We start from the raw sequence: 18375 nt of genomic DNA on the forward strand, positions 1-18375 counted from the left end.
GCGTCCGACACCCCCGACGCCAGACCCGCCCCCGACGCCACAACAACCTCGGCACCAAGACCGACAAACCGCTTCACCGTCTCAACCGAACCCGAAACACGGGGCTCAACCAAAACGTCTTCGTGCAGAACCGCGATGCGCATCGACTGATCTCAGGAGGTCGCGATGAGGACGAGCAGCAGCAGCCCGAGCAGGCCGATCTGAAGGCCGGGCTTGCCGGTCTCGGAGCTCAGGCCGATGACGGTGTTGGCGATCGCCGCCAGCGTGCCGAGGGTGAAAATGCCCCAGTGGCCGTTCACGCCGCCAATGGCGAAGGCAACCATGAAGCTGCACAGGGCAAGGGTCGCCACCATCGTCGACTTGACGAAGAAGTTGTAGGTTCCCCGATGCGCAGCGTAGTCGTTGCCGGCGGCGGTGGCGTATTCCGGCGCTCCGTGATCAGCCATGACGGCCCCCTTCTTATGGATAATGCCCAGGTGCTCTCCGCTTTAACGGAAGACGCGCCGCCCGGCAACGCCGCGGCCCCCGCGGCTCAGCCCAGACCGGCCTTGGCCAGCGCGGCGCCTTGACGCGCCGCCACGCGCTCGACCGAGAAATCGGCGATCGCCGCCTCGAACAGCGCGTGGAAATTCAGCTCGGCCGCCAGATGCAGGAACACGCCGCCCAGCCCGATGGCGGCGCGGTCCATGAACACGAATTCGCGCGGCACGCGCACCGGGCCCTTCTCCTTCAGCGCCTTGTGCACCCAGAACGCCTCGCGCCGCCCATAGTCGCCCGGCGCCACGCCGTCGGCGATGGTGCGCACGCGGTCGTCGAGCAGCGGGCCGTAGATGAAGCGCGCCCAGATGTTGAGCACCTCGATCAGCTCATTGGTCAGGCCCTTGAAGCCCCAGGTCTCGTAGGCGTGCACGACGCGCGCCGCGTCCCCCGCCTTCAGCCCCTCATAGAGGTCGACCACGCCGCCGACGAAGCTCGGCGGGAAGATGCGGATGCAGCCATAATCGAGCAGGTTGATCCCGCGCGCCTGCCCGTCTTCCTCGAACACGGTGTAATTGCCCAGATGCGGGTCGCCATGGATCACGCCGAAGCGGCTGAACGGCAGCCACCACGCCGCGAACATGGCGCGGGCGATGGCGTTGCGCACCTCCAGCGGCTCGCCGGTGAAGTCGAGCAGCCGGCGCCCCTCCAGCCATTGCAGCGTCAGCAGCCGCCCGGTGGACAGCTCGGGCCGCACGCGCGGCACCCGCACGCCGGGCTCGTCCGCCAGCATGTGCGCGTAAAGCGCGGCATGGCCAGCCTCGCGGCGGTAATCCAGCTCCTCGCGCACCCGCTCGCCGATTTCCTGCGCGATCTCGGTGGTGTCGATCGCCGGGTCCATGCGCCGGTGCAGGGCGAACACCAGTTCAAGCTGGCTAAGGTCCGCCTCCACGGCGGACTGCATGTCGGGATATTGCAGCTTCACCGCCAGCGGCGCGCCATCCAGCGCGACGGCGCGGTGCACCTGGCCGAGCGAGGCGGCCGCGGCCGGCTCGCGCTCGAAGCTCGCAAAGCGCGCCATCCAGTCCGGGCCGAGCTCGGCCATCATGCGGCGCTTCACGAAGGCCCAGCCCATGGGCGGCGCCTGGCTCTGCAAGGTCGCCAGCTCCGCGGCATATTCCGGCGGCAGGGCGTCGGGAATGGTCGCCATGAGCTGCGCGACCTTCATGATCGGCCCCTTGAGCCCGCCGAGAGCGGCGGCGAGCGCGGCGGCATTGCCCTCACGCCGCCCCTCCAGCCCCAGCATGCGGGTGCCGGCGATGCGGGCGGCAACGCCGCCGACACGCGCGCCCACGCGGGCATAGCGTGCGGCGCGGGCGGTCAGGCGGTTGGCTTCGGAATCGGGACGCCGGGAATCAGGGGGGTCGGAATCGGACACGCGGGCACCTCGCTCATCTTCAGGTGGCTCCGCGGGCACCCAAGCGCAAGCCCAAGCCGGTCACAAGAGGCGGCGCGCGAAGCCGAAGAAGCGCTGGAGCACGAGAAGGCCGATCAGCACCAGCGGGGTCAGGAAGTCGGTATAGAGGATCGGCCCGGCATTGCCGGCGGCATCATTCCCGGTCTCGGCGATCTGCACCACATGGCCGACGCCGGCACCGCCGAGGAAGCCCAGCGTCACCACCGCCACCGCCGCGCGGAAGCCGGGCGAGCCCCAGAACGCGCTGATGATCCCGGCGAGCCCGATGCCGAGATTGGCCATGCCGACCTCGAACTGGAACGGGCTCGGCGCCCAGCCGATCGAGGCGGCGGTTTGCGCGGAGAAAAACACATGGCCAAGAAACGCCCACAGCCCCATCAGCCCGACCGGCAGCAGCAGGATGTAGCGCAGCAGCTGCTCGATGATGGCGCCGACGCTGATCGGGCGCGGCCCGCGCCAGACGAACAGGCCGGCCAGCACCAGCGCCGCGAGCCAGCTCAGAAGCGGAACCCAGAAAACCATCGACGTACCCCCTGCCCTCATCCCCAGGGGCAGATTAGACGCTCGCCTCCGCGGCTTCCAGCGCGACGATCTCCAGCGCGCGGGCGATGGCGTCGCGGTGCTGGGTCAGCCCCTTATAGGCGAGCTGCTCGGCGTTCAGCCCCAATATCTGCTCGCGCAGCGAGGCCGCGAGCCGGCCGCCGTCCGGGTGGCGGCGGAAGGCGTCGAACGGGTCGACATGCACGCGGATGCCGAACAGCACATCGCCGCTCACCGGCAGCCGGCGCAGGGTCTGGCGCTCGACGCGGACGAAGGCTTCGGGCGCGAGATTGGCGGGATCGTCGAACCAGTCGCGCGGGCGTTCCTTGGATTCGGGATGATGCAGCTCGGCATCGGGATAGATCGACCAGTTCACCCGCCAGACCGGCTGCTCGACCTTCAGATGGTCGAAGATGCGGTTCATCACCATCGCCATCTTGCCGGGGTAGCCCGGCACATTGGCGTGCAGCCCGTCCAGCGTCGCGCCGAACTTCTCGGCGAGCGACCAGGCGGAGGGAAAGCACAGCACCGCCGCCACCAGACGGTAGCCGGCCTCGCTCGGGCGCAGGATCAGCAGGTCGTCGGAGACGAGGCGTCCGGCGAGGACGAGCGGCGCCTCATCGGGATCGTCAAGATCGAGTGTAAGCCCGGCCGGCCGCACGGTGACGCGCGACCCGTCGCGATGGTACTGCTCGGGAAAATGCTCCAGCACATGGGCGACCACCAGATCAAGCACCTCGCGCTGCGCCGCGCGGGTGCCGGGCTCCTCGCGGAACACCACGTCCCGCTTGTCGCGGAGCAGCGCGCCGCGCTGAGCAAGGGTGCGGGCGAGATCGCGGTCCGGCTCGATCCAGTCGACGAGATCGAGCTGGGCGAGGGCGACGGTGAACGGCTTCTTCGTCCCGTCGAACGGGGTATGGGCGAAGGGTTCTGCGGCAGAAGCTGTGGCGGCGGGCATGCTGTTCCGGGTCCGGCATCGAAGCCCCCTTGTCCCCCGCCTGCCCTCGATGAGGCAAGCCCGTATTTCGGGCAACGCCGTTCAAACCCGCCGCCGCGCCACCGGCAGGCGCAGCAGCTCCACCACCTGCGCCAGCAGGGCGTCGTCGGCGGCGATGTTCTCGACCTCGCGTCCGGCCTTCTCATGGCCCTCGCCCTCGCCGGCCGAGGCCACGAACAGCCGGTCCTTGCCGGAGAACAGCCGGTTGGCCATGTGGAAGCCGAGGGCGCGGTAGACCTCGAACTGTTCCTCGCTGAACAGCTGGTCGATGGTGGTCTGGTGCGGGAAGGAGGGGTTGCGTGCCTTGTAGGCGCGGATCAGGTCGTTCTCGTCGCCGGTGAGCGAGGATTTGAGGTAGACGAGAATGCCCTCATGCACGAGCTCGTTGTCGTTCCTCGCATAAAGGATGCGCCCCACGGCGGCGTGCGGGCCGGCGGTCGCGGCCTCGCCGTCGTCGCAGCCCTTCGACACGCGGGCGATCGCCTCCCATGGCAGCTCGATCCGCACGCCGAGATCGATGCGGGCGTGCTTCTGCAGGGCGACCAGCGAGGAGAAGCGGTACTGGGCGTCGGATTCGGCATCGACCACCACGATCAGCCGGCAGCGCCGGCGCAGCAGTTCGAACAGGCCGAGATTGTCGATATGGCCGCCATCGGTGATGTAGACCTTGGAGCCGGTCTCATCGAGCTGGCCGAAGGCTTCGGCGATGAAATAGAAGTGCCGGATGACTCTGCGCAGCCGGGACGGTTTCGGCCTCCGTGCCGCGAGGTCGCTCCGCTTCGGCTCCTCCATCGGATTGGGCAGCCAGTAGCCGAGCCGGGCATTGAGCAGGGTCAGCGTAGGCGCCAGCGGCGCGAGGGTGTTGGCGCCCATATTGGAGGAAAACGCCGCGCCCGATGCCGCCATGGCGGTGGCGAGATCGAGCGCCGGATCGTCCCGCATCATCAGTTCGGTGCGGCGATAGCCGGTCGCGGTGCTGCCGACATAGTTGCGGCTGAACAGGAAGAAATCCGCGTTCCGCCCGCGCTTGTTGACCGCTTCGGAAGCCTGGATGTTCACCGCCGTATTGACCAGAAGATAAGGCGAGGCATCGACGGCAAGCCCTCCCACGGCAAGCCCGGCGGGCGGCACTGCGGCGGCCGGCGTGCCGGCAACCTGCCGGTCCGTGAGACGGAAACCGTCGAGCGGTGCGACGCCCGTGTCGGTGAGCCGGATCAGGAAGGCCCGGCTCAGCCGGTCGCGATAAAGTCGGTGCAGCGAGTTGGCATTGTCGGCGAAACAGGGACTGGCCCGCCAGATCGCCACGGCGCCGACGAGATAGAGCACGGCCCACATGCACGGCGTCAGCACGGGCGGACAGTTCCACATCGGGCAGACCGGCGGCAGCGCCCAGGTCACCAGCAGCACCACGCCGAGCCAGAGCAGCACCGGCAGGATCGCCGCCCCGAGCCACAACAGCGCGATGCCGCTGAACCGGGCGATCAGCGCGCTGTAGCCGGGCTTGCCCGCCAGCTTCTCCACCACCGCCATCAGGCGCGGCGCGAGGAAGGCGAAGACGGTGGCGACCGGCGCCAGCGCCGTGGTGAAGACGGCGAGATCCCGCCCGGCGGAACGGCTCTGCACCGCCAGTTCGGCCACCTCGGCGGTGAAGGCGAGGAGCCCCGCAAAGGCGAGCACGATCAGCGCCCAGAAGACGCGCCGGCTCCACGGGTCGTCGACCTCCGACAGCCCTGGTTTCCGGGAGCGCTTGACGCCCCAGAAGATCATCCCGACGGCGAACAATCCGGCGAGCACCACCGGCAGCGGCCAGAGCGGAAACCACGCGGCGTCCGGCCAGAATTCCGGCCGATACCTACCGAGCGCCGGCTGCCAGCCGGCGAGCCGGGCATAGAAGATCACCAGCGCGGCAAGGCCGAGCAGCAATGGCAGGGTGAGAAACAGATTGACCGTCAGGCCGCGCAGATAGGTCGCGATCGCGCCGAGCAGCGCGCCGGGCGAGCCGAACAGATAATTCGAGTGGTCGCGAAGATGGCGCACCGCCGGCGGCTCCAGCGCGTCAAACGCGCTGCGCAGCGGGAAGGGGTCGTTGCGCGTGCCGCCCGACATCGCGGCCGCGATGCAGCAGCCCAGATAGCCCCCGCCCGAGACGGTGGAGAGATAGTCGAAGCGGTCGAACACCGAGAGGCTGGTCTCGCCCGCCGTCCGCGGCTCATTGGCGAGGCGTGCCGGATCGGCCATCGGCTTGCCGAGCGGCGAGAGCGAGAGCTGGCGCAGCGATTCCAGCCCCTGCACCACGCCCAGGCACACCGCCGCCGAGCGGATGCCCCCGCCCGACAGGGCGAGGCCGAGCGTTTCGGGGATCTCCTCACGCCTGCGGGGCGGCAGCGCGCAGCGGTCTCGCAGCGCCCGCCGCTTCCAGATTTCCCGGTTCTCGACGTCGATGACGTCGGCGAAGGCCATGGTGTAGTTCGGATGATTTTCATCGTTCGGCAATGAGGCCGCCGCCGGCTCCTCGGGCTTGCCGGACCATCTCATCTTGAGCCTGCGCACCCATGCCGCCATCGCCGCGTCCCCTGCCCGCGACGATGGTAATGCAAGGGCGCGATCCCGCAACCGGAGATTGATCTCGCCCTGCTGATAAGGTGAGGCGACGGGCAGGCCGCGCCTATTCCTCCATCGCCTCAAGCTCGGCGATCATGCGCTCGATCAGGTTGAGGCCGGTCTGCCAGAACGCCGGGTCGCGGGCATCGAGGCCGAACGGCTTCAGCAACTCCGAGTGGTGCTTGGTGCCGCCGGCCGCCAGCATGGCGAGGTAGCGCTCGGCGAAGCCGTCCGAAGCGTTCTCATAGACCGCGTAGAGCGAGTTCACGAGGCAGTCGCCGAAGGCATAGGCATAGACATAGAACGGCGAATGGATGAAGTGGCCGATATAGACCCAGTAGCTCTCATAGCCGGGGCCGAGATGGATGGCCTCGCCCAGGCTCTGCGACTGCACGTCCATCCAGATCTCACAGATCTTCTCGGCGGTCAGCTCGCCGTTCTTGCGCTCGGTGTGGATGCGGCGCTCGAAGGTGTAGAAGGCGATCTGGCGCACCACGGTGTTGATCATGTCCTCGACCTTCGAGGCCAGCATCGCCTTGCGGGCGCGCGCATCCGGCGCGGCGGCCAGCAGGCGCTGGAAGGTCAGCATCTCGCCGAACACCGAGGCGGTCTCGGCGAGCGTCAGCGGCGTCGGCGCCATCAGCGCGCCGTTCGGTGCCGCCAGTACCTGGTGCACGCCGTGGCCCAGCTCATGGGCGAGCGTCATCACGTCGCGCGGCTTGCCCATGTAGTTGAGCAGCACATAGGGGTGGGCGGAAGGCACGGTCGGGTGCGCGAACGCACCCGTCGCCTTGCCCGGCCGCACGCCGGCATCGATCCAGCTCTTGTCGAAGAAATTGCGGGCGATGTCGGCCATGCGCGGGGAGAAGCTGGAATAGGCGCCGAGCACAGTGTCGCGCGCCTCGTCCCAGCCGATGGTGCGGGTCTCGACGCGGGGCAGCGGCGCGTTGCGGTCCCAATATTCCAGCTTGTCCTTGCCGAACCACTTGGCCTTCAGCTTGTAATAGCGATGGGCAAGGCGCGGATAGGCCGCGTGCACCGAGGACACCAGCGCGTCCACCACCTCGCGCTCGACGCGATTGGCGAGGTGGCGCGAATCCGCGATGTCCTGGAAGCCGCGCCAGCGGTCGGAAATGTCCTTGTCCTTGGCCAGCGTGTTGGTGATCAGCGTGAACAGGCGCAGATTCTCGCCGAACACCTTGGCGAGCGCTTCCGCGCCGGCCTTGCGCTTGGCCTCCTCCGGCTCGGCCAGATAGTTGAGCGTCTGCTCCATCGGCAGGCTCTGGCCTTCGACCTCGAAGCGCAGGCCGGCAATGGTCTCGTCGAACAGCCGGTTCCAGGCGCTGCGGCTGGTCACGCCCTTCTCAAGGAACAGCTGCTCGATGCGGTCGTCGAGCTGATAGGGCTTCTCCGCCCGCACATCCTCGATCCAGGGGCGGTACTTGCCGAAAGCGGGGTCGGCGAGCGCGGCCTCCATCTTGGCATCGTCGAGCCGGTTCAGCTCCAGCGTGAAGAACAGCAACCGGGTCGAGGCCTCGGTCAGCTTTTCCTGCACGTCGCCATAGAACTTGGCGCGGACGGGGTCGGTGGTGTCGCCGGAATAGACGAGGCCGGCATAAGAATAGAGCCGGCCCAGCAGGTCCTCGATCTTCTCGTAGCGCGAGACCACCACCGCCATCTGCCCGCCGGCATCCGGCCCGTCGAGGATCTCGGCGAAGCGGCCCTTATAGGCGTCCTCGAACGCGGCGCATTCGGCGGCGGCGTTTTCGAGGTCCGCCTTCAGCTCGGGCGAATCGAGACCGGGATAAAGGTCCGACAGGTCCCATTGCGGCAGGGAGCCGAGGCCCGAAGCGGGCGCGGCGGCGTGGGCCGCGGGCGAGTGGAGCGCGGGGCGGAACGGATCGAGACTGCGGGGCATGGTCACTCCGGCGGGAAAGAAACGTCACTGACTGATATCGTGTCGGGGGTCGCCGTATCAATGCGCGCGGACCGACTTCGTTCACCGCCCGCCTTCCCGGCCTTGCCGATCGGCCTCACGCCCGACATTGTGGACGGTATTGCGTGGCGCGGGGGCGCGCCGAACAGGGGCGTGCGGGAATGTTCGGGCTGTTGCGGATCACACTGGTGGCGCTCGCCGTGGCGGGGCTGGGAATTGGGGCGGCACAGGCCGCGCCCAAGCGCATCATCATCGTGCGCCATGGCGAGAAGGGCGGCCCGCTGCATCTGTGCAGCGTCGGCAAGGAGCGCGCCCAGGCGCTCGCCGCGCAATATCTCAGCCCCACCGACCCGATGAGCCTGATCCGCAGCGATCCGCCGGCCGCATTTCTCGCGATGACGCTGCACACGGTGGAAACCGCGCGCCCGATCGTGAAGGCGTGGGACATGAAGCTGGTCGCGCCGCCGATCGGCTATGTGCCGATCCGCAACACCCGCTATTTCAACGCCAAGCTCAACAAGGTGAATCAGCGCGTCGCGCGCGACCTCCTCGACAATCCGCGCTGGCACGGCAAGACGGTGGTGATGGTGTGGGAGCATTTCCATATCGCCAGCGAAGCGCTGGAGAAGGAGTTCGCCGGCGAGCCGGCGACGCTTCGGCAATTGCTGCGGCTCGACGAGATCAAGGGCGCGAAAGTTCCGAAGACCTGGCCGGATTCGAACTTCAACTTTTTCTGGATACTCGATTACGACAGCCCGGCGGCACAGGTGCCCACGCGGTTCTCGACCGTCCGGCAGTTCTTCGCCCCGCCCTTCGCCAACCTGCCCTCGAACGACTGGGGCGCGCCGGAGCCGCTGCCAGCCGGTTCCGGCTGCAACTGATCCGGCGCGCCCCGATCGGCGCCTGAAGCGACCCGCGCCTTTAGTCGACCGCGCGCTTCATGGTCGGAATCGGCGCGTTCTTGCCCCGATAGAACGGATGGAAGAACGGCTCATACATCGGCGTGCCGGCATTCTGGCGAATCTGCTGGCGACGCACGCGGTCACGCTCCCAGACGTCGCGCTTCTCGACACTGCCGAGACGCTGCCGCTGCTCGCCCGGCACCGGGGCGGCATTCGCGGCAATGGAGGGAAGAGCAACCGAAAGCAACACACCCGCGACAAGCGCGGAAACACCTGTTTTCGTCGAGATCATTTCTGCCTCCCGTGAGCATTCATCTGCCGATCTAACGACGCAGAAGCGATTTGGTTTCATGCCGATTCGGCCGAAACGGCTCATCACACGCCACGGGCACTACGGAACCGCGGAAATTGAAAAGTCAACAACCCTTACGTAAGTCGATAATCATGATGATTGAAATATTTTCTGACGTGTTATTGTTTACCGTCTGACCCCCGAATATCCTTCACTGGGTCGGAACGGCTGGCATTACGACGACAATGATCGCTCCGAATTCTGCTCAAAGCCCGCCGGCGGCAAAAATGCCGCCGCAACGACCTTTTGTTGGAGCCGCTCATGCGTAGAGCCGTTCGCGACGCAATGTTCATCGCGGCGTTTGCGGTCAGTGCGTATTTTTTTTGCGCTGCACTTCAATGTTTACGAAATTCTCCATGAATTTCTGACCAACAACGAAGACCTTCAGGTCGACGAAATTTTTCTCGCCGTCATTGTCATAGGTCTTAGCGGCTTCGTTTACGGATGCCTGCGCCTGATGGAATTCAGACAGGAAGCACGTCGCCGCCTGCAGGCGGAAGAGCATGCCGCCCATGTCGCTCTCCATGACGCGCTCACCGGCCTGCCGAACCGCCTCGCCTCCCAGATCATGGAAAGCGCGACATATGGCGGTCGCAACACCGCCTATGTCCTCGACATCAGGAACTTCAAGCAGGTCAACGAACAGGTGTCGCAGAGCGGGGGAGACGTCTTCCTCGTCGAACTTGCGACACGCTTTCGCAAGGCGTTGCCGGACGCGTTCATCGCGCGCATCGGCGGCGATGAGTTCCTCGTCCTCGCCCGCGTCACGGGCCTGGAGGTCTTGGTGCTGGGCGAGCGAATCATCGCGGTCGCTCAGCAACCGGTGGACATTCATGGCGTCAGCATCCGGGTGTCGGTCGCGGTCGGCTACGCCACCTTCGCCAGCCGCACCGAGTTGCCCGCCGCCATCGTCCACGCTTCGATGGCGATGCAGGAAGCCAACGAGATGGCCAGCGTCGAGCCGGTCGGCTACGACGCCCGCCTCCAGGCCATGCAGGCGGCGCGGCGCGACGCCGAGAATGAGCTTCGGGAAGCCGTCATCAACAACGCGATCGATGTGTATTTTCAGCCACTGGTTCGGCTGGACGATCGCAGCGTGCACGGATTCGAGGCGCTGGCGCGCTGGCAGCACCCGGACGGCCGTTTCACGCCGCCCGACGTGTTCATCCGCACCGCCGAGGCGGCCGGGCTGATCGACCAGCTGTCGATGAACCTGCTGCGCAAAGCCTGCCGCTACGCCAAGCACTGGCCGGCGACTCTGATCCTCGCCTTCAACATCTCGCCGCAGCAACTCTCCGACGAAAGGCTCGCCGAGCAGATTCTCGCCGTGCTGAAGGAGACCGGCTTCCCGCCGAAACGGCTCTCCATCGAGATCACGGAATCCGCCCTTGTCGGCAATCTCCGCGCGGCGCTGACGACGATCAACCAGTTGCGCCTCGCCGGCGCGCGCCTGGCGCTCGACGATTTCGGCACCGGCTATTCCAGCCTCGCCCAGCTCGCCAACCTGCCCTTCGACAAGATCAAGATCGACCGGCAGTTCACGGCAAGCTTTCTCGAGAACGACAAGCAGGCGCTGATCCTGCGCGCCATGATCCGCCTTGGCCATGTGCTGGATATCGCGACATTGGCGGAAGGCATCGAGACCGAGGCGCAATATGCCGCGTTGCGCGCGCTCGGCTGCTATCTCGGCCAGGGCTTTCTGTTCGGCCGAGCCATGCCGCCCGACAAGGTGCCCGCCTTTCTCGCCTCGGCCGCGTCGAGTAGTGCCGGGCGGGCGGCGCCTTTCCTCGGCACGGAACGCGCCTCGCCGCCGCCGTTCGTAACCGACCGATCCGGGCGGAGCCTCGACGCGCCGCAATAGGCCGATCGTGGCCCCGCGATCTGGAGCATGGCCCGGTCGGCTAAAATCATCTGATCGAAGAGGAGGATTCCGGCCGCACGCCCGCGATCCGGTAAGACCGGTGGACGGGAACAAAAGGCCTGGAAGGGAATGGTGGGCGCGACAGGGATTGAACCTGTGACCCCCTCGATGTCAACGAGGTGCTCTCCCGCTGAGCTACGCGCCCATTCCGCTAAAAGTCGTCGAGCGGGGCTTCCCTATATCGAACCGCCCGCCGCTGCGCAAGCACCCCGGAACCGGCAAGGCGCGTCCCGTGGCGCGGCCTGTGGAAAGGCCGCGAAAAACGTCACGCCGCCAGCATCTTGCCGACCTCGTTGACGAGATCGCGCAGGTGGAACGGCTTGGAGAGCACCTTGGCATCCTTCGGCGCCTGGCTGTCGGCATTGAGCGCGACGGCGGCGAAGCCAGTGATGAACATCACCTTGATATCGGGATCGAGCGCGGTCGCCTTGCGGGCGAGTTCGATCCCATCCATCTCGGGCATCACGATGTCGGTGAGCAGCAGCTCGAACGGCTCTTCGCGCAGCCGGTCGTAGGCGGAGCGGCCATTGTCGAACGAAACGACATCGTAGCCCGCGTTCTGGAGCGCCTTGACGAGGAAACGACGCATGTCGTTGTCGTCTTCGGCCAGCAGGATCTTCAGCATCCCATGCACCCTGATCTCAATCTCCGGCAGGAAGACCGCCGCACCGGAGCCGGCTCCCGATTAGCGGTTTCACCCGTATCTTGGCTATCGCCTAACCCATTTGCTGTTAGCACATGGTGAATGCCGGGCCCCGGCGGGGCGGGAAGCACGAACATGTGGCTTTTGCGCCGCGCTTATGCGTTCCGCCCCTGTCGGGCTCATGATAGAGATGTGACGATAGGCGAGTAAGCGGTTTCGGGTCAGCGGTAGGAATGATGGCCGTCATAGCGGAGACGATCGATCCGGCATTCGAGGTGGTCGAGCCGGCCGAACTCAAGGCGCCGTTCCTGTTCAATTCGCCCCATAGCGGCATCGTCTATCCGCGCGCCTTCGTCGAGCAGGCCCGCCTCGAACTGCCGGCGCTGCGCCGCTCCGAGGACACGCTGGTCGACGAATTGTTCGGCGATGTCACCCGCTTCGGCATGGCGTTCATGCGCGCGCATTTCCCGCGCTGCTATCTCGACGTGAACCGCGAGCCTTACGAGCTCGATCCGCGCATGTTCGAGGGCCGGCTGCCGGCCTATGCCAATACCCGCTCCATGCGGGTGTCGGGCGGGCTCGGCACGGTGGCGCGCATCGTCGGCGACGCGCAGGAGATTTACGGCCGGCGGATTCCGGTCGACGAGGCGATCGCCCGCATCGAGACCTATTACAAGCCCTATCACCGCACGCTGCGCCGGCTGATGACGCAGATGCAGCGCAGCTTCGGCATCGGGGTTCTGGTGGACTGCCATTCCATGCCGTCCAGCGGGCATCGCGACCCGCGCGCGAGGATCGACATGGTGATCGGCGACCGCTACGGCACCAGCTGCGCGCCGGTCATCCCCGATGTGCTGGAAGGCGAACTGCGCCGGCGCGGCTATTCGGTCACCCGCAACAAGCCCTATGCCGGCGGTTTCATTACCGAGCATTACGGCAATCCGGCCTCCGGCATTCACGCCATCCAGATCGAGATCAACCGGGCGCTCTATATGAACGAGCGCACCTATGAGGCGTCGGATCACTTCGCGACGTTGCGCGCGGACCTGCTGGAAGTGGCCGTGACGCTGGCGACAATCCCGCATCTGGAGCTGGCGCCGGCGCGGGCAGCGGCGGAATAATCTTTTATTTTTAATAGCTTAGCTGGTTTCTTACAAAAATTTGATCGATTGATGCAATTCGCCGCATAACAGCCTTGCATTTTAGGAATGAGAGATATACCAATTCTGCACGCTCGGTTCCGGGCGCTCCTCCCCCACCTTCCGCCGGGGCTAAAGCCGCGATGCAAGCGGAGGGGAGCTGCGCCCCGGATATGAGCCGCCCTCTTGGGTGCCGAAACATGTGACGGGCGCCGTCAGCCGAAAAGCGGTTTCAACCGCGGCGACAGGCGAACCGGATAACACAGGCGGCACAAAAGAAAGAGGCCGCCCACCGGAAGGGGAGCGGCCCAAGTCTAGGGAGGAAACGCCCAAGGAGGGCAGTACGTAGCGACGCCAATCGCTGCCGTACGGACATAAGATGCGAGTGCATTGCGGAATAATCAAGGCACTCGCCCCCATTTTCTGGCATACCAGATACATCAGACGCGGGACTGTGGCTTTAATGTCGCTTTCGGCTACCTGGATACCTAGAGCGACCGCGCCAGACGCATAGCGCTGGCGCCGACGATCCGCCCGACAGTGGATGTCGGGCACCGGACCCCGACTCGATGCCCGCCATCAGGCGCAAGGCCGGGCGGGATCGCAACTCCAGCGGAACGTACAAAAGAAAAGGGGCCGCACCATAAAATGGGCGGCCCAAGTCTAGGGAGGAAACGCCCAAGGAGGGCAGCGGCAACGCGACGCCAATCACGTTGCCGCACCGCAACAATATGCCTGTGCGACGCACGGGGCGCAAGACGCAAAACGAAAGAAACGAAAGTGACGCACCTCTGATTTCACGCGAATGTGTGGAATCGCGCCTCGGACGCACCTGAAGCCAATGCCCTTGGGGCAGCGCGCTGGGGGACGCACGGCAAAGAGGCGGTGGTCTGCGCAGCGACAGCCGGACACGGCGGCGAGCGGAGACCCCGGTCGAAAAAAAAGTCGGATTATCAGAGGGATATAAAAAAGAAAGGGGCCGCTCACGTTGCCGGAGCGGCCCAAGTCTAGGGAGGAAACGCCCAAGAAGGGCGGCGGTAGAGCGACGCCAATCGCCGTACCGCGCCGCAATAATATGGCAGCTTCACTTCCCGATAGCAAGCGCGCGCACTGCCTAATGCGTGACCTTGCCGGAATAGCAGCCATGCGCCTGATGCGGGGCGTCAGAAGCCGAGGTGCGCACCTCGATGCGTGTCGCGGCCGCCCTCCCCCGGCGCGCCCCTGCCCGTCCACCACACCCTCCCCTTCGATCCCGCCGAGCCCCGCTTCCGAGATTGCCGTTCCCGGCGGCTGTAGCTATTGAGAGCGCACGGCGCGCCGAAGTGGCGTGCGCCGGCCGGCGGCCAATGGAGCGGGACATGAGCGCGGTCGATTTCGAAGCTTTCGTCCAGGAACTCGCGACCGTCTCCGGCCAGGCGATCCTGCCCTTCTTCCGCACCGCTCTCGGGGTGGAAGACAAGAGCCGGGGCATCGCCTTCGATCCGGTCACCGCCGCCGACCGTGCCGCCGAGCAGGCGATGCGCGCGCTGATCCAGCGCTCCTTTCCCACCCATGGCATTCGCGGCGAGGAATTCCCCGACGAGCGGCTGGAGTCCGAATATATCTGGGTGCTCGACCCGATCGACGGCACCAAGTCGTTCATCGCCGGCCTGCCGGCCTGGGGAACGCTGATCGGCCTCACCCGCAATGGCGAGCCGGCCTATGGCATGATGCACCAGCCCTTCATCGGCGAGCGCTTCTATGGCGACGGCGCCACCGCGCGTTATCGCGGCCCTGCCGGCGAGCGCCGTCTCGGCGTGCGCGACTGCGCCGGCCTGAGCGAAGCGCTGATGCTCACCACCAGCCCGCGGCTGATGAACCTTGAGGACCGCGCGCTCTACGGCGTGGTCGAGGAGAAGGTCCAGCTCGCCCGCTATGGTGGTGATTGCTACGCCTATTGCATGCTTGCCGCCGGCCATGTCGATCTGGTCATCGAGACCAATCTCAAGGATCACGACATCGTGCCGCTGATCCCGATCATCGAAGGCGCGGGCGGCATCGTCACCGATTGGGAAGGCGGCACTGCCCGCAAGGGCGGGCGCGTGGTGGCGGCCGGCGACCGCCGCGTCCACGAGCAGGCGCTGGAGACGCTCGCGCGCGGCGCGTGAGCGCGCCTATCGCACGACGCTGCCGGGAATGAAGGCGTCGAACGCCGCCAGCAGCGGCTCGCGGAACACATCGCGTTCCTGAAGAATCTCATGCCGCGCACCGGGAATCACCAGATGCGCGCCGGCGATCAGCCGCGAGCCGAGATGCTCGATCGCGGGCGTCGAGACGATGGCGTCGGCCCCGCCCGCCACCATCAGCAGCGGCTGGCGGATCGCCTGCGCCGTCGCCGGGTCGGTCAGCCGGTCCATCAGATCGAACGCCGCCTTGATCCAGCCGATGGTCGGCGGGCCGACATCGAGCTGGGGATGCTCCATGGTGATGGTGAGGTTGCGCGCGAAGCGCCTCGGGTCCGAGGTCAGGCGGTTGCCGTCGAAATGGATTTCGCTGGTGCGGATGCGCTTGCCGCGCGGCACGTAGAAATCCGACAACCCGATCCCGCTCAGCGCGCGGGCGGTGCGGCGCGCGGCGACATCGTGCTTGAGCAGCGACAGATCAAGCATCGGCGCCACCAGGAACATGCGGTCGAACCAGCGATGTCCCTCGCGCGCCGCGTCGAGCAGGATCGCCGCGCCCATGGAATGGGCGAGCGCGAAATAGGGCGGCGGGCAGTCGGGCATCACCACTTCCCGCACGAAACTCTGCAGATCGAGCTGGTAGTCGGCGAAGTCGCGCACATGGCCCTTCATCGGGTTCTTCAGCAGGCGCTGCGAGCCGCCCTGCCCGCGCCAGTCCAGCACCGCGACCGCGAAGCCGCGGCGGCGCAGGTCTTCCACGGTCTCGAAATATTTCTCGATCTTCTCGGTCCGGCCGGGAAACACGCAGACCGTGCCCCAGCAGGCGCCCGCCGGCCGCCAGCGCGCGAAGCGCAGCAGCACGCCGTCCGACGCATGAAACCCGCCGCAGACCGCGCCCTCGGGCACGGGATTGTCTTTGGTTTGGAACAGCAGCATGGCGGGCTGGGCAACCGGGCGGGAGGACGGGAAGAAACGGGTCCGCGTGAGTACAACGGAGCCGGACCGCACCACAAGAGAGCAGGCGGCGGCGCAAGGTCTCGCGGGCCGGCGAGTAGGGCCGCGCCGGGCTCTAGTAGCGCTTGTCGCCGAAGCCGATCACCTTCATGCCGCTGATCGCCCCGGATGCGCTGTCGACCACCACCTGCACCCGCTCGCCGCGCGGGCCGTTGGCCTCCAGCAGGATGGTGGCGCCGCGCTGGCGCAGGACGTTGACATTGGAGAAGCCGCGCGCGCGCAGCATCTGCGCCGCCGCCTCGCCATCCATGCGCCCGCCACCGCGCGCGGGCGGCTGCTCATAAGGCGCGTAGGGACCGGGCGCCGGCGCGCCAGGCGGCCCGCTCCAGGCGCCGCCTGCCGGGCCGATCGACTGGCCGAACGCCGGCGCACCGTCCGCAAGCAGCAGCGGCGATAGGAGCAGCATCAAAGCCAAGGCACGCAGCAACACCGGCGTCTCCTTATCCCGGCCTGCATCCGGCTCCCTCGTGATTGCGCAGTCTGGCGGAAAAGCGCTGAACACGCTTTGAGTCCACCGTTCATCTCCCGTTCATGTTGACCGATCACGCCCCCCCTTGCGGCGGCGAAGAGCCTTCCTATCTCAATCCTGTACCGGCCAGATGGCGGTACGCAATCAGGGCGCGGCTCATGGGAGAGCGCCCGCCAATCGCATGTCGCTTCACAGGAGGATATGTTATGCGCACTTTCGATCTTTCCCCCCTCTATCGTTCCACCGTCGGTTTCGACCGCATGTTCTCGCTGCTCGATCAGGCTGGCGGCGTGGACACCGGCACCACCTATCCGCCCTATAATATCGAGCGGACCGGCGAGAACGCCTATCGAATCACCGTGGCCGTCGCCGGCTTCACCGATCAGGACCTCGACATCGAGGTGAAGGAGAACACCCTCTCCATCCGCGGTGAGCGCAAGGTCGACGCCTCGGCCAAGCCGGCGGACGTGCTCTATCAGGGCATCGCCGCCCGCGCCTTCGAGCGTCGCTTCCAGCTTGCGGATCACGTCGAGGTACGCGGCGCCCGCCTTGAGAACGGCCTGCTCCATGTCGAGCTGCACCGGGAGATTCCCGAGGTGCTGAAGCCCCGCCAGATTCCGATCGCGGTGGGCTCGGCCAATAGCGGCAAGGTCATTGAGGCCAAGGCCGCCTGAGCGGCCTGACGCACGAACCCTACCGCCTCGCCGGCAACGGCATCAGGCGCACACGGAAAGGCGCCCCGGAAGGGGCGCCTTTTTTCGTGTCCACCGTTCGGTCGTCTCGGAAGCCTGACGCTCAATCCGTCGTCGGCACGGTCGAGGTGGCTCCACCCGCCGTCGACGGCACCGATGCGGTGCCCGCCGAGGTCGATCCGGTTCCGCCACCCGCCGTACTTTCTCCGGCCGGCGGCGCGGATACGGCATCAGGCTTGCCCGATGTGCTGGCGGCATTGGCGGGCGCGGTGCCGGGCGGCACCGGCACGCCGGGAATCACCCGCACCGTGCCGGTCGCCGCCGGCGCGGGTTGAGCGGAAGGCGATGTCGCGGGCGGCGAGCCAGCAGGCGCCGGTCTGTCTACCGTCGGCGCGTCCGATTTGGCCGCGGCCGGCGCATTGGCGGCAGGCGCCGGGGGCGCGGGCGGAAGCGGAGCGGAGGCGGGCGGCGTCGCCGCCTGTTCGGGCGGCAGCGGCTTCACCGGCGGCAGCACGGGCGGGGGCGGCGGGTTCTTCCGGCCGACCGCGGGGGCCGGGCTGAGCGGACGCATGGCGACGATGCGGCCGCTGAAACGATCGATCCGCACCCGCTGGCGGATGCCGGCGGGGTCGGTGGCCTCCACCACGTAATCATTGCCCTCGACGCGTGCACGGCCAACCGCCGTCATGCCCATGGATTGCAGCATCGGCCGCACATCCTCGCGCGGCATGGACGGCGCTTCGCGATAAACCCTTGGCGGAGGAGGATAATAAGCGCCGGGCGGCGGACCGTAATAGCGCTCCACATAGCGCGGCGGCCCGTAATAATAGGGCCGCTCGTAATATTGCGCCTGTGCGGGCTCCGCGCCGACCCACCCTAGCGCCATCGCGAGGGGCGCAAGCAGCCGCACCGCGCCGCGCGCTTGAGGATCGTGTCCCATCGGGTGGTGTAACTGAGCCGTTTTCCATCGGGTCGCGCCGATATGGTCGGCGTACTCAGGCCACCATGTTGGGCAGCCCGGGGACGGTGGCATCATCGCCGATGGCGGCGATG

At 66.8% G+C, this 18375-nt stretch carries 17 protein-coding genes and 1 tRNA gene; 5 read left to right on the plus strand and 13 right to left on the minus strand.

Going from position 1 to position 18375, the window contains the following annotated elements; translation table 11 throughout:
• Positions 1–152: 152 nt before the first annotated feature.
• The 6 genes from VRZ77_RS20415 to VRZ77_RS20440 form a co-directional block, all read right to left on the minus strand.
• Positions 153–446: an aa3-type cytochrome c oxidase subunit IV gene (locus VRZ77_RS20415; RefSeq protein ID WP_414594414.1), complete on the minus strand. Its 294-nt coding sequence runs from the start codon at positions 444–446 to the stop codon at positions 153–155.
• A gap of 86 nt (positions 447–532) precedes the next feature.
• Positions 533–1915 (minus strand): ABC1 kinase family protein, encoded by a 1383-nt coding sequence (locus VRZ77_RS20420; protein ID WP_414594415.1) that lies wholly within the window; start codon positions 1913–1915, stop codon positions 533–535.
• Between the two features lie 60 nt (positions 1916–1975).
• The gene (locus VRZ77_RS20425) at positions 1976–2476 is read right to left on the minus strand and encodes a DUF6790 family protein (protein ID WP_414594416.1); all 501 of its coding nucleotides are present in this window, start codon (positions 2474–2476) and stop codon (positions 1976–1978) included.
• 34 nt (positions 2477–2510) lie between these two features.
• The gene (locus tag VRZ77_RS20430; protein WP_414594417.1) at positions 2511–3452 is read right to left on the minus strand and encodes a heme-dependent oxidative N-demethylase family protein; all 942 of its coding nucleotides are present in this window, start codon (positions 3450–3452) and stop codon (positions 2511–2513) included.
• An 81-nt stretch (positions 3453–3533) separates the two neighbouring features.
• Positions 3534–6053, minus strand: coding sequence for a hypothetical protein (locus VRZ77_RS20435; protein WP_414594418.1), 2520 nt, complete (start codon positions 6051–6053; stop codon positions 3534–3536).
• Between the two features lie 103 nt (positions 6054–6156).
• Entirely contained in the window at positions 6157–8010 is a 1854-nt protein-coding gene (locus VRZ77_RS20440; RefSeq protein WP_414594419.1) for a M3 family oligoendopeptidase, read from the minus strand.
• Between the two features lie 179 nt (positions 8011–8189).
• Between VRZ77_RS20440 and VRZ77_RS20445 the strand changes: the two genes are divergently transcribed.
• Complete coding sequence (locus VRZ77_RS20445) at positions 8190–8909, plus strand: histidine phosphatase family protein (RefSeq protein ID WP_414594420.1); 720 nt, start codon at positions 8190–8192, stop codon at positions 8907–8909.
• Between the two features lie 40 nt (positions 8910–8949).
• Here VRZ77_RS20445 and VRZ77_RS20450 read toward each other — a convergent pair whose 3' ends face one another.
• Positions 8950–9306 carry a hypothetical protein gene (locus VRZ77_RS20450; RefSeq protein ID WP_414594421.1) on the minus strand — a complete coding sequence of 119 codons (357 nt, stop codon included), beginning with the start codon at positions 9304–9306 and terminating at the stop codon, positions 8950–8952.
• Between the two features lie 283 nt (positions 9307–9589).
• Positions 9590–9796: a hypothetical protein gene (locus tag VRZ77_RS20455; RefSeq protein WP_414594422.1), complete on the minus strand. Its 207-nt coding sequence runs from the start codon at positions 9794–9796 to the stop codon at positions 9590–9592.
• A gap of 54 nt (positions 9797–9850) precedes the next feature.
• Here VRZ77_RS20455 and VRZ77_RS20460 point away from each other — a divergent pair, with 54 nt between their 5' ends.
• Positions 9851–11143, plus strand: a complete 1293-nt coding sequence (locus VRZ77_RS20460; RefSeq protein ID WP_414594423.1) for a putative bifunctional diguanylate cyclase/phosphodiesterase — start codon at positions 9851–9853, stop codon at positions 11141–11143.
• 130 nt (positions 11144–11273) lie between these two features.
• Here VRZ77_RS20460 and VRZ77_RS20465 read toward each other — a convergent pair.
• Together VRZ77_RS20465 and cpdR are read right to left on the minus strand one after the other, a co-directional pair.
• A tRNA-Val gene (locus VRZ77_RS20465) sits at positions 11274–11348 on the minus strand.
• Between the two features lie 120 nt (positions 11349–11468).
• Positions 11469–11828, minus strand: a complete 360-nt coding sequence (gene cpdR, locus VRZ77_RS20470; protein ID WP_414594424.1) for a cell cycle two-component system response regulator CpdR — start codon at positions 11826–11828, stop codon at positions 11469–11471.
• A 251-nt stretch (positions 11829–12079) separates the two neighbouring features.
• On the opposite strand from cpdR, the gene VRZ77_RS20475 reads away from it, so the two are divergent.
• A complete protein-coding gene (locus tag VRZ77_RS20475; RefSeq protein WP_414594425.1) occupies positions 12080–12967 on the plus strand; it encodes an N-formylglutamate amidohydrolase in 888 nt (295 codons plus the stop codon).
• 1376 nt (positions 12968–14343) lie between these two features.
• Positions 14344–15132 (plus strand): histidinol-phosphatase, encoded by a 789-nt coding sequence (gene hisN, locus VRZ77_RS20480; protein WP_414594426.1) that lies wholly within the window; start codon positions 14344–14346, stop codon positions 15130–15132.
• A gap of 6 nt (positions 15133–15138) precedes the next feature.
• On the opposite strand, the gene VRZ77_RS20485 is transcribed toward hisN, so the two are convergent.
• Both VRZ77_RS20485 and VRZ77_RS20490 read right to left on the minus strand, forming a co-directional pair.
• Entirely contained in the window at positions 15139–16083 is a 945-nt protein-coding gene (locus VRZ77_RS20485) for an alpha/beta fold hydrolase (RefSeq protein ID WP_414594427.1), read from the minus strand.
• A 133-nt stretch (positions 16084–16216) separates the two neighbouring features.
• Positions 16217–16591 (minus strand): hypothetical protein, encoded by a 375-nt coding sequence (locus tag VRZ77_RS20490; RefSeq protein ID WP_414594428.1) that lies wholly within the window; start codon positions 16589–16591, stop codon positions 16217–16219.
• Positions 16592–16836: 245 nt separating this feature from the next.
• Between VRZ77_RS20490 and VRZ77_RS20495 the strand changes: the two genes are divergently transcribed.
• Positions 16837–17304, plus strand: a complete 468-nt coding sequence (locus tag VRZ77_RS20495) for an Hsp20 family protein (RefSeq protein WP_414594429.1) — start codon at positions 16837–16839, stop codon at positions 17302–17304.
• Between the two features lie 121 nt (positions 17305–17425).
• On the opposite strand, the gene VRZ77_RS20500 is transcribed toward VRZ77_RS20495, so the two are convergent.
• Complete coding sequence (locus tag VRZ77_RS20500) at positions 17426–18262, minus strand: hypothetical protein (RefSeq protein ID WP_414594430.1); 837 nt, start codon at positions 18260–18262, stop codon at positions 17426–17428.
• Positions 18263–18375: the final 113 nt, after the last annotated feature.

Source organism: Ancylobacter sp. G4_0304 (assembly GCF_047501495.1).
Lineage (GTDB): Bacteria > Pseudomonadota > Alphaproteobacteria > Rhizobiales > Xanthobacteraceae > Ancylobacter.

Bases quoted from the DNA above. Each gene is read 5' to 3' on its own strand.
- VRZ77_RS20415 (WP_414594414.1), bottom strand. From the start codon at position 446: ATGGCTGATCACGGAGCGCCGGAATACGCCACCGCCGCCGGCAACGAC.
- VRZ77_RS20425 (WP_414594416.1), bottom strand. From the start codon at position 2,476: ATGGTTTTCTGGGTTCCGCTTCTGAGCTGGCTCGCGGCGCTGGTGCTG.
- VRZ77_RS20430 (WP_414594417.1), bottom strand. From the start codon at position 3,452: ATGCCCGCCGCCACAGCTTCTGCCGCAGAACCCTTCGCCCATACCCCG.
- VRZ77_RS20435 (WP_414594418.1), bottom strand. From the start codon at position 6,053: ATGGCGGCATGGGTGCGCAGGCTCAAGATGAGATGGTCCGGCAAGCCC.
- VRZ77_RS20440 (WP_414594419.1), bottom strand. From the start codon at position 8,010: ATGCCCCGCAGTCTCGATCCGTTCCGCCCCGCGCTCCACTCGCCCGCG.
- VRZ77_RS20445 (WP_414594420.1), top strand. From the start codon at position 8,190: ATGTTCGGGCTGTTGCGGATCACACTGGTGGCGCTCGCCGTGGCGGGG.
- VRZ77_RS20450 (WP_414594421.1), bottom strand. From the start codon at position 9,306: ATGAGCCGTTTCGGCCGAATCGGCATGAAACCAAATCGCTTCTGCGTC.
- VRZ77_RS20455 (WP_414594422.1), bottom strand. From the start codon at position 9,796: ATGGGCGGCATGCTCTTCCGCCTGCAGGCGGCGACGTGCTTCCTGTCT.
- VRZ77_RS20460 (WP_414594423.1), top strand. From the start codon at position 9,851: ATGGAAAGCGCGACATATGGCGGTCGCAACACCGCCTATGTCCTCGAC.
- cpdR (WP_414594424.1), bottom strand. From the start codon at position 11,828: ATGCTGAAGATCCTGCTGGCCGAAGACGACAACGACATGCGTCGTTTC.
- VRZ77_RS20475 (WP_414594425.1), top strand. From the start codon at position 12,080: ATGATGGCCGTCATAGCGGAGACGATCGATCCGGCATTCGAGGTGGTC.
- hisN (WP_414594426.1), top strand. From the start codon at position 14,344: ATGAGCGCGGTCGATTTCGAAGCTTTCGTCCAGGAACTCGCGACCGTC.
- VRZ77_RS20485 (WP_414594427.1), bottom strand. From the start codon at position 16,083: ATGCTGCTGTTCCAAACCAAAGACAATCCCGTGCCCGAGGGCGCGGTC.
- VRZ77_RS20495 (WP_414594429.1), top strand. From the start codon at position 16,837: ATGCGCACTTTCGATCTTTCCCCCCTCTATCGTTCCACCGTCGGTTTC.
- VRZ77_RS20500 (WP_414594430.1), bottom strand. From the start codon at position 18,262: ATGGGACACGATCCTCAAGCGCGCGGCGCGGTGCGGCTGCTTGCGCCC.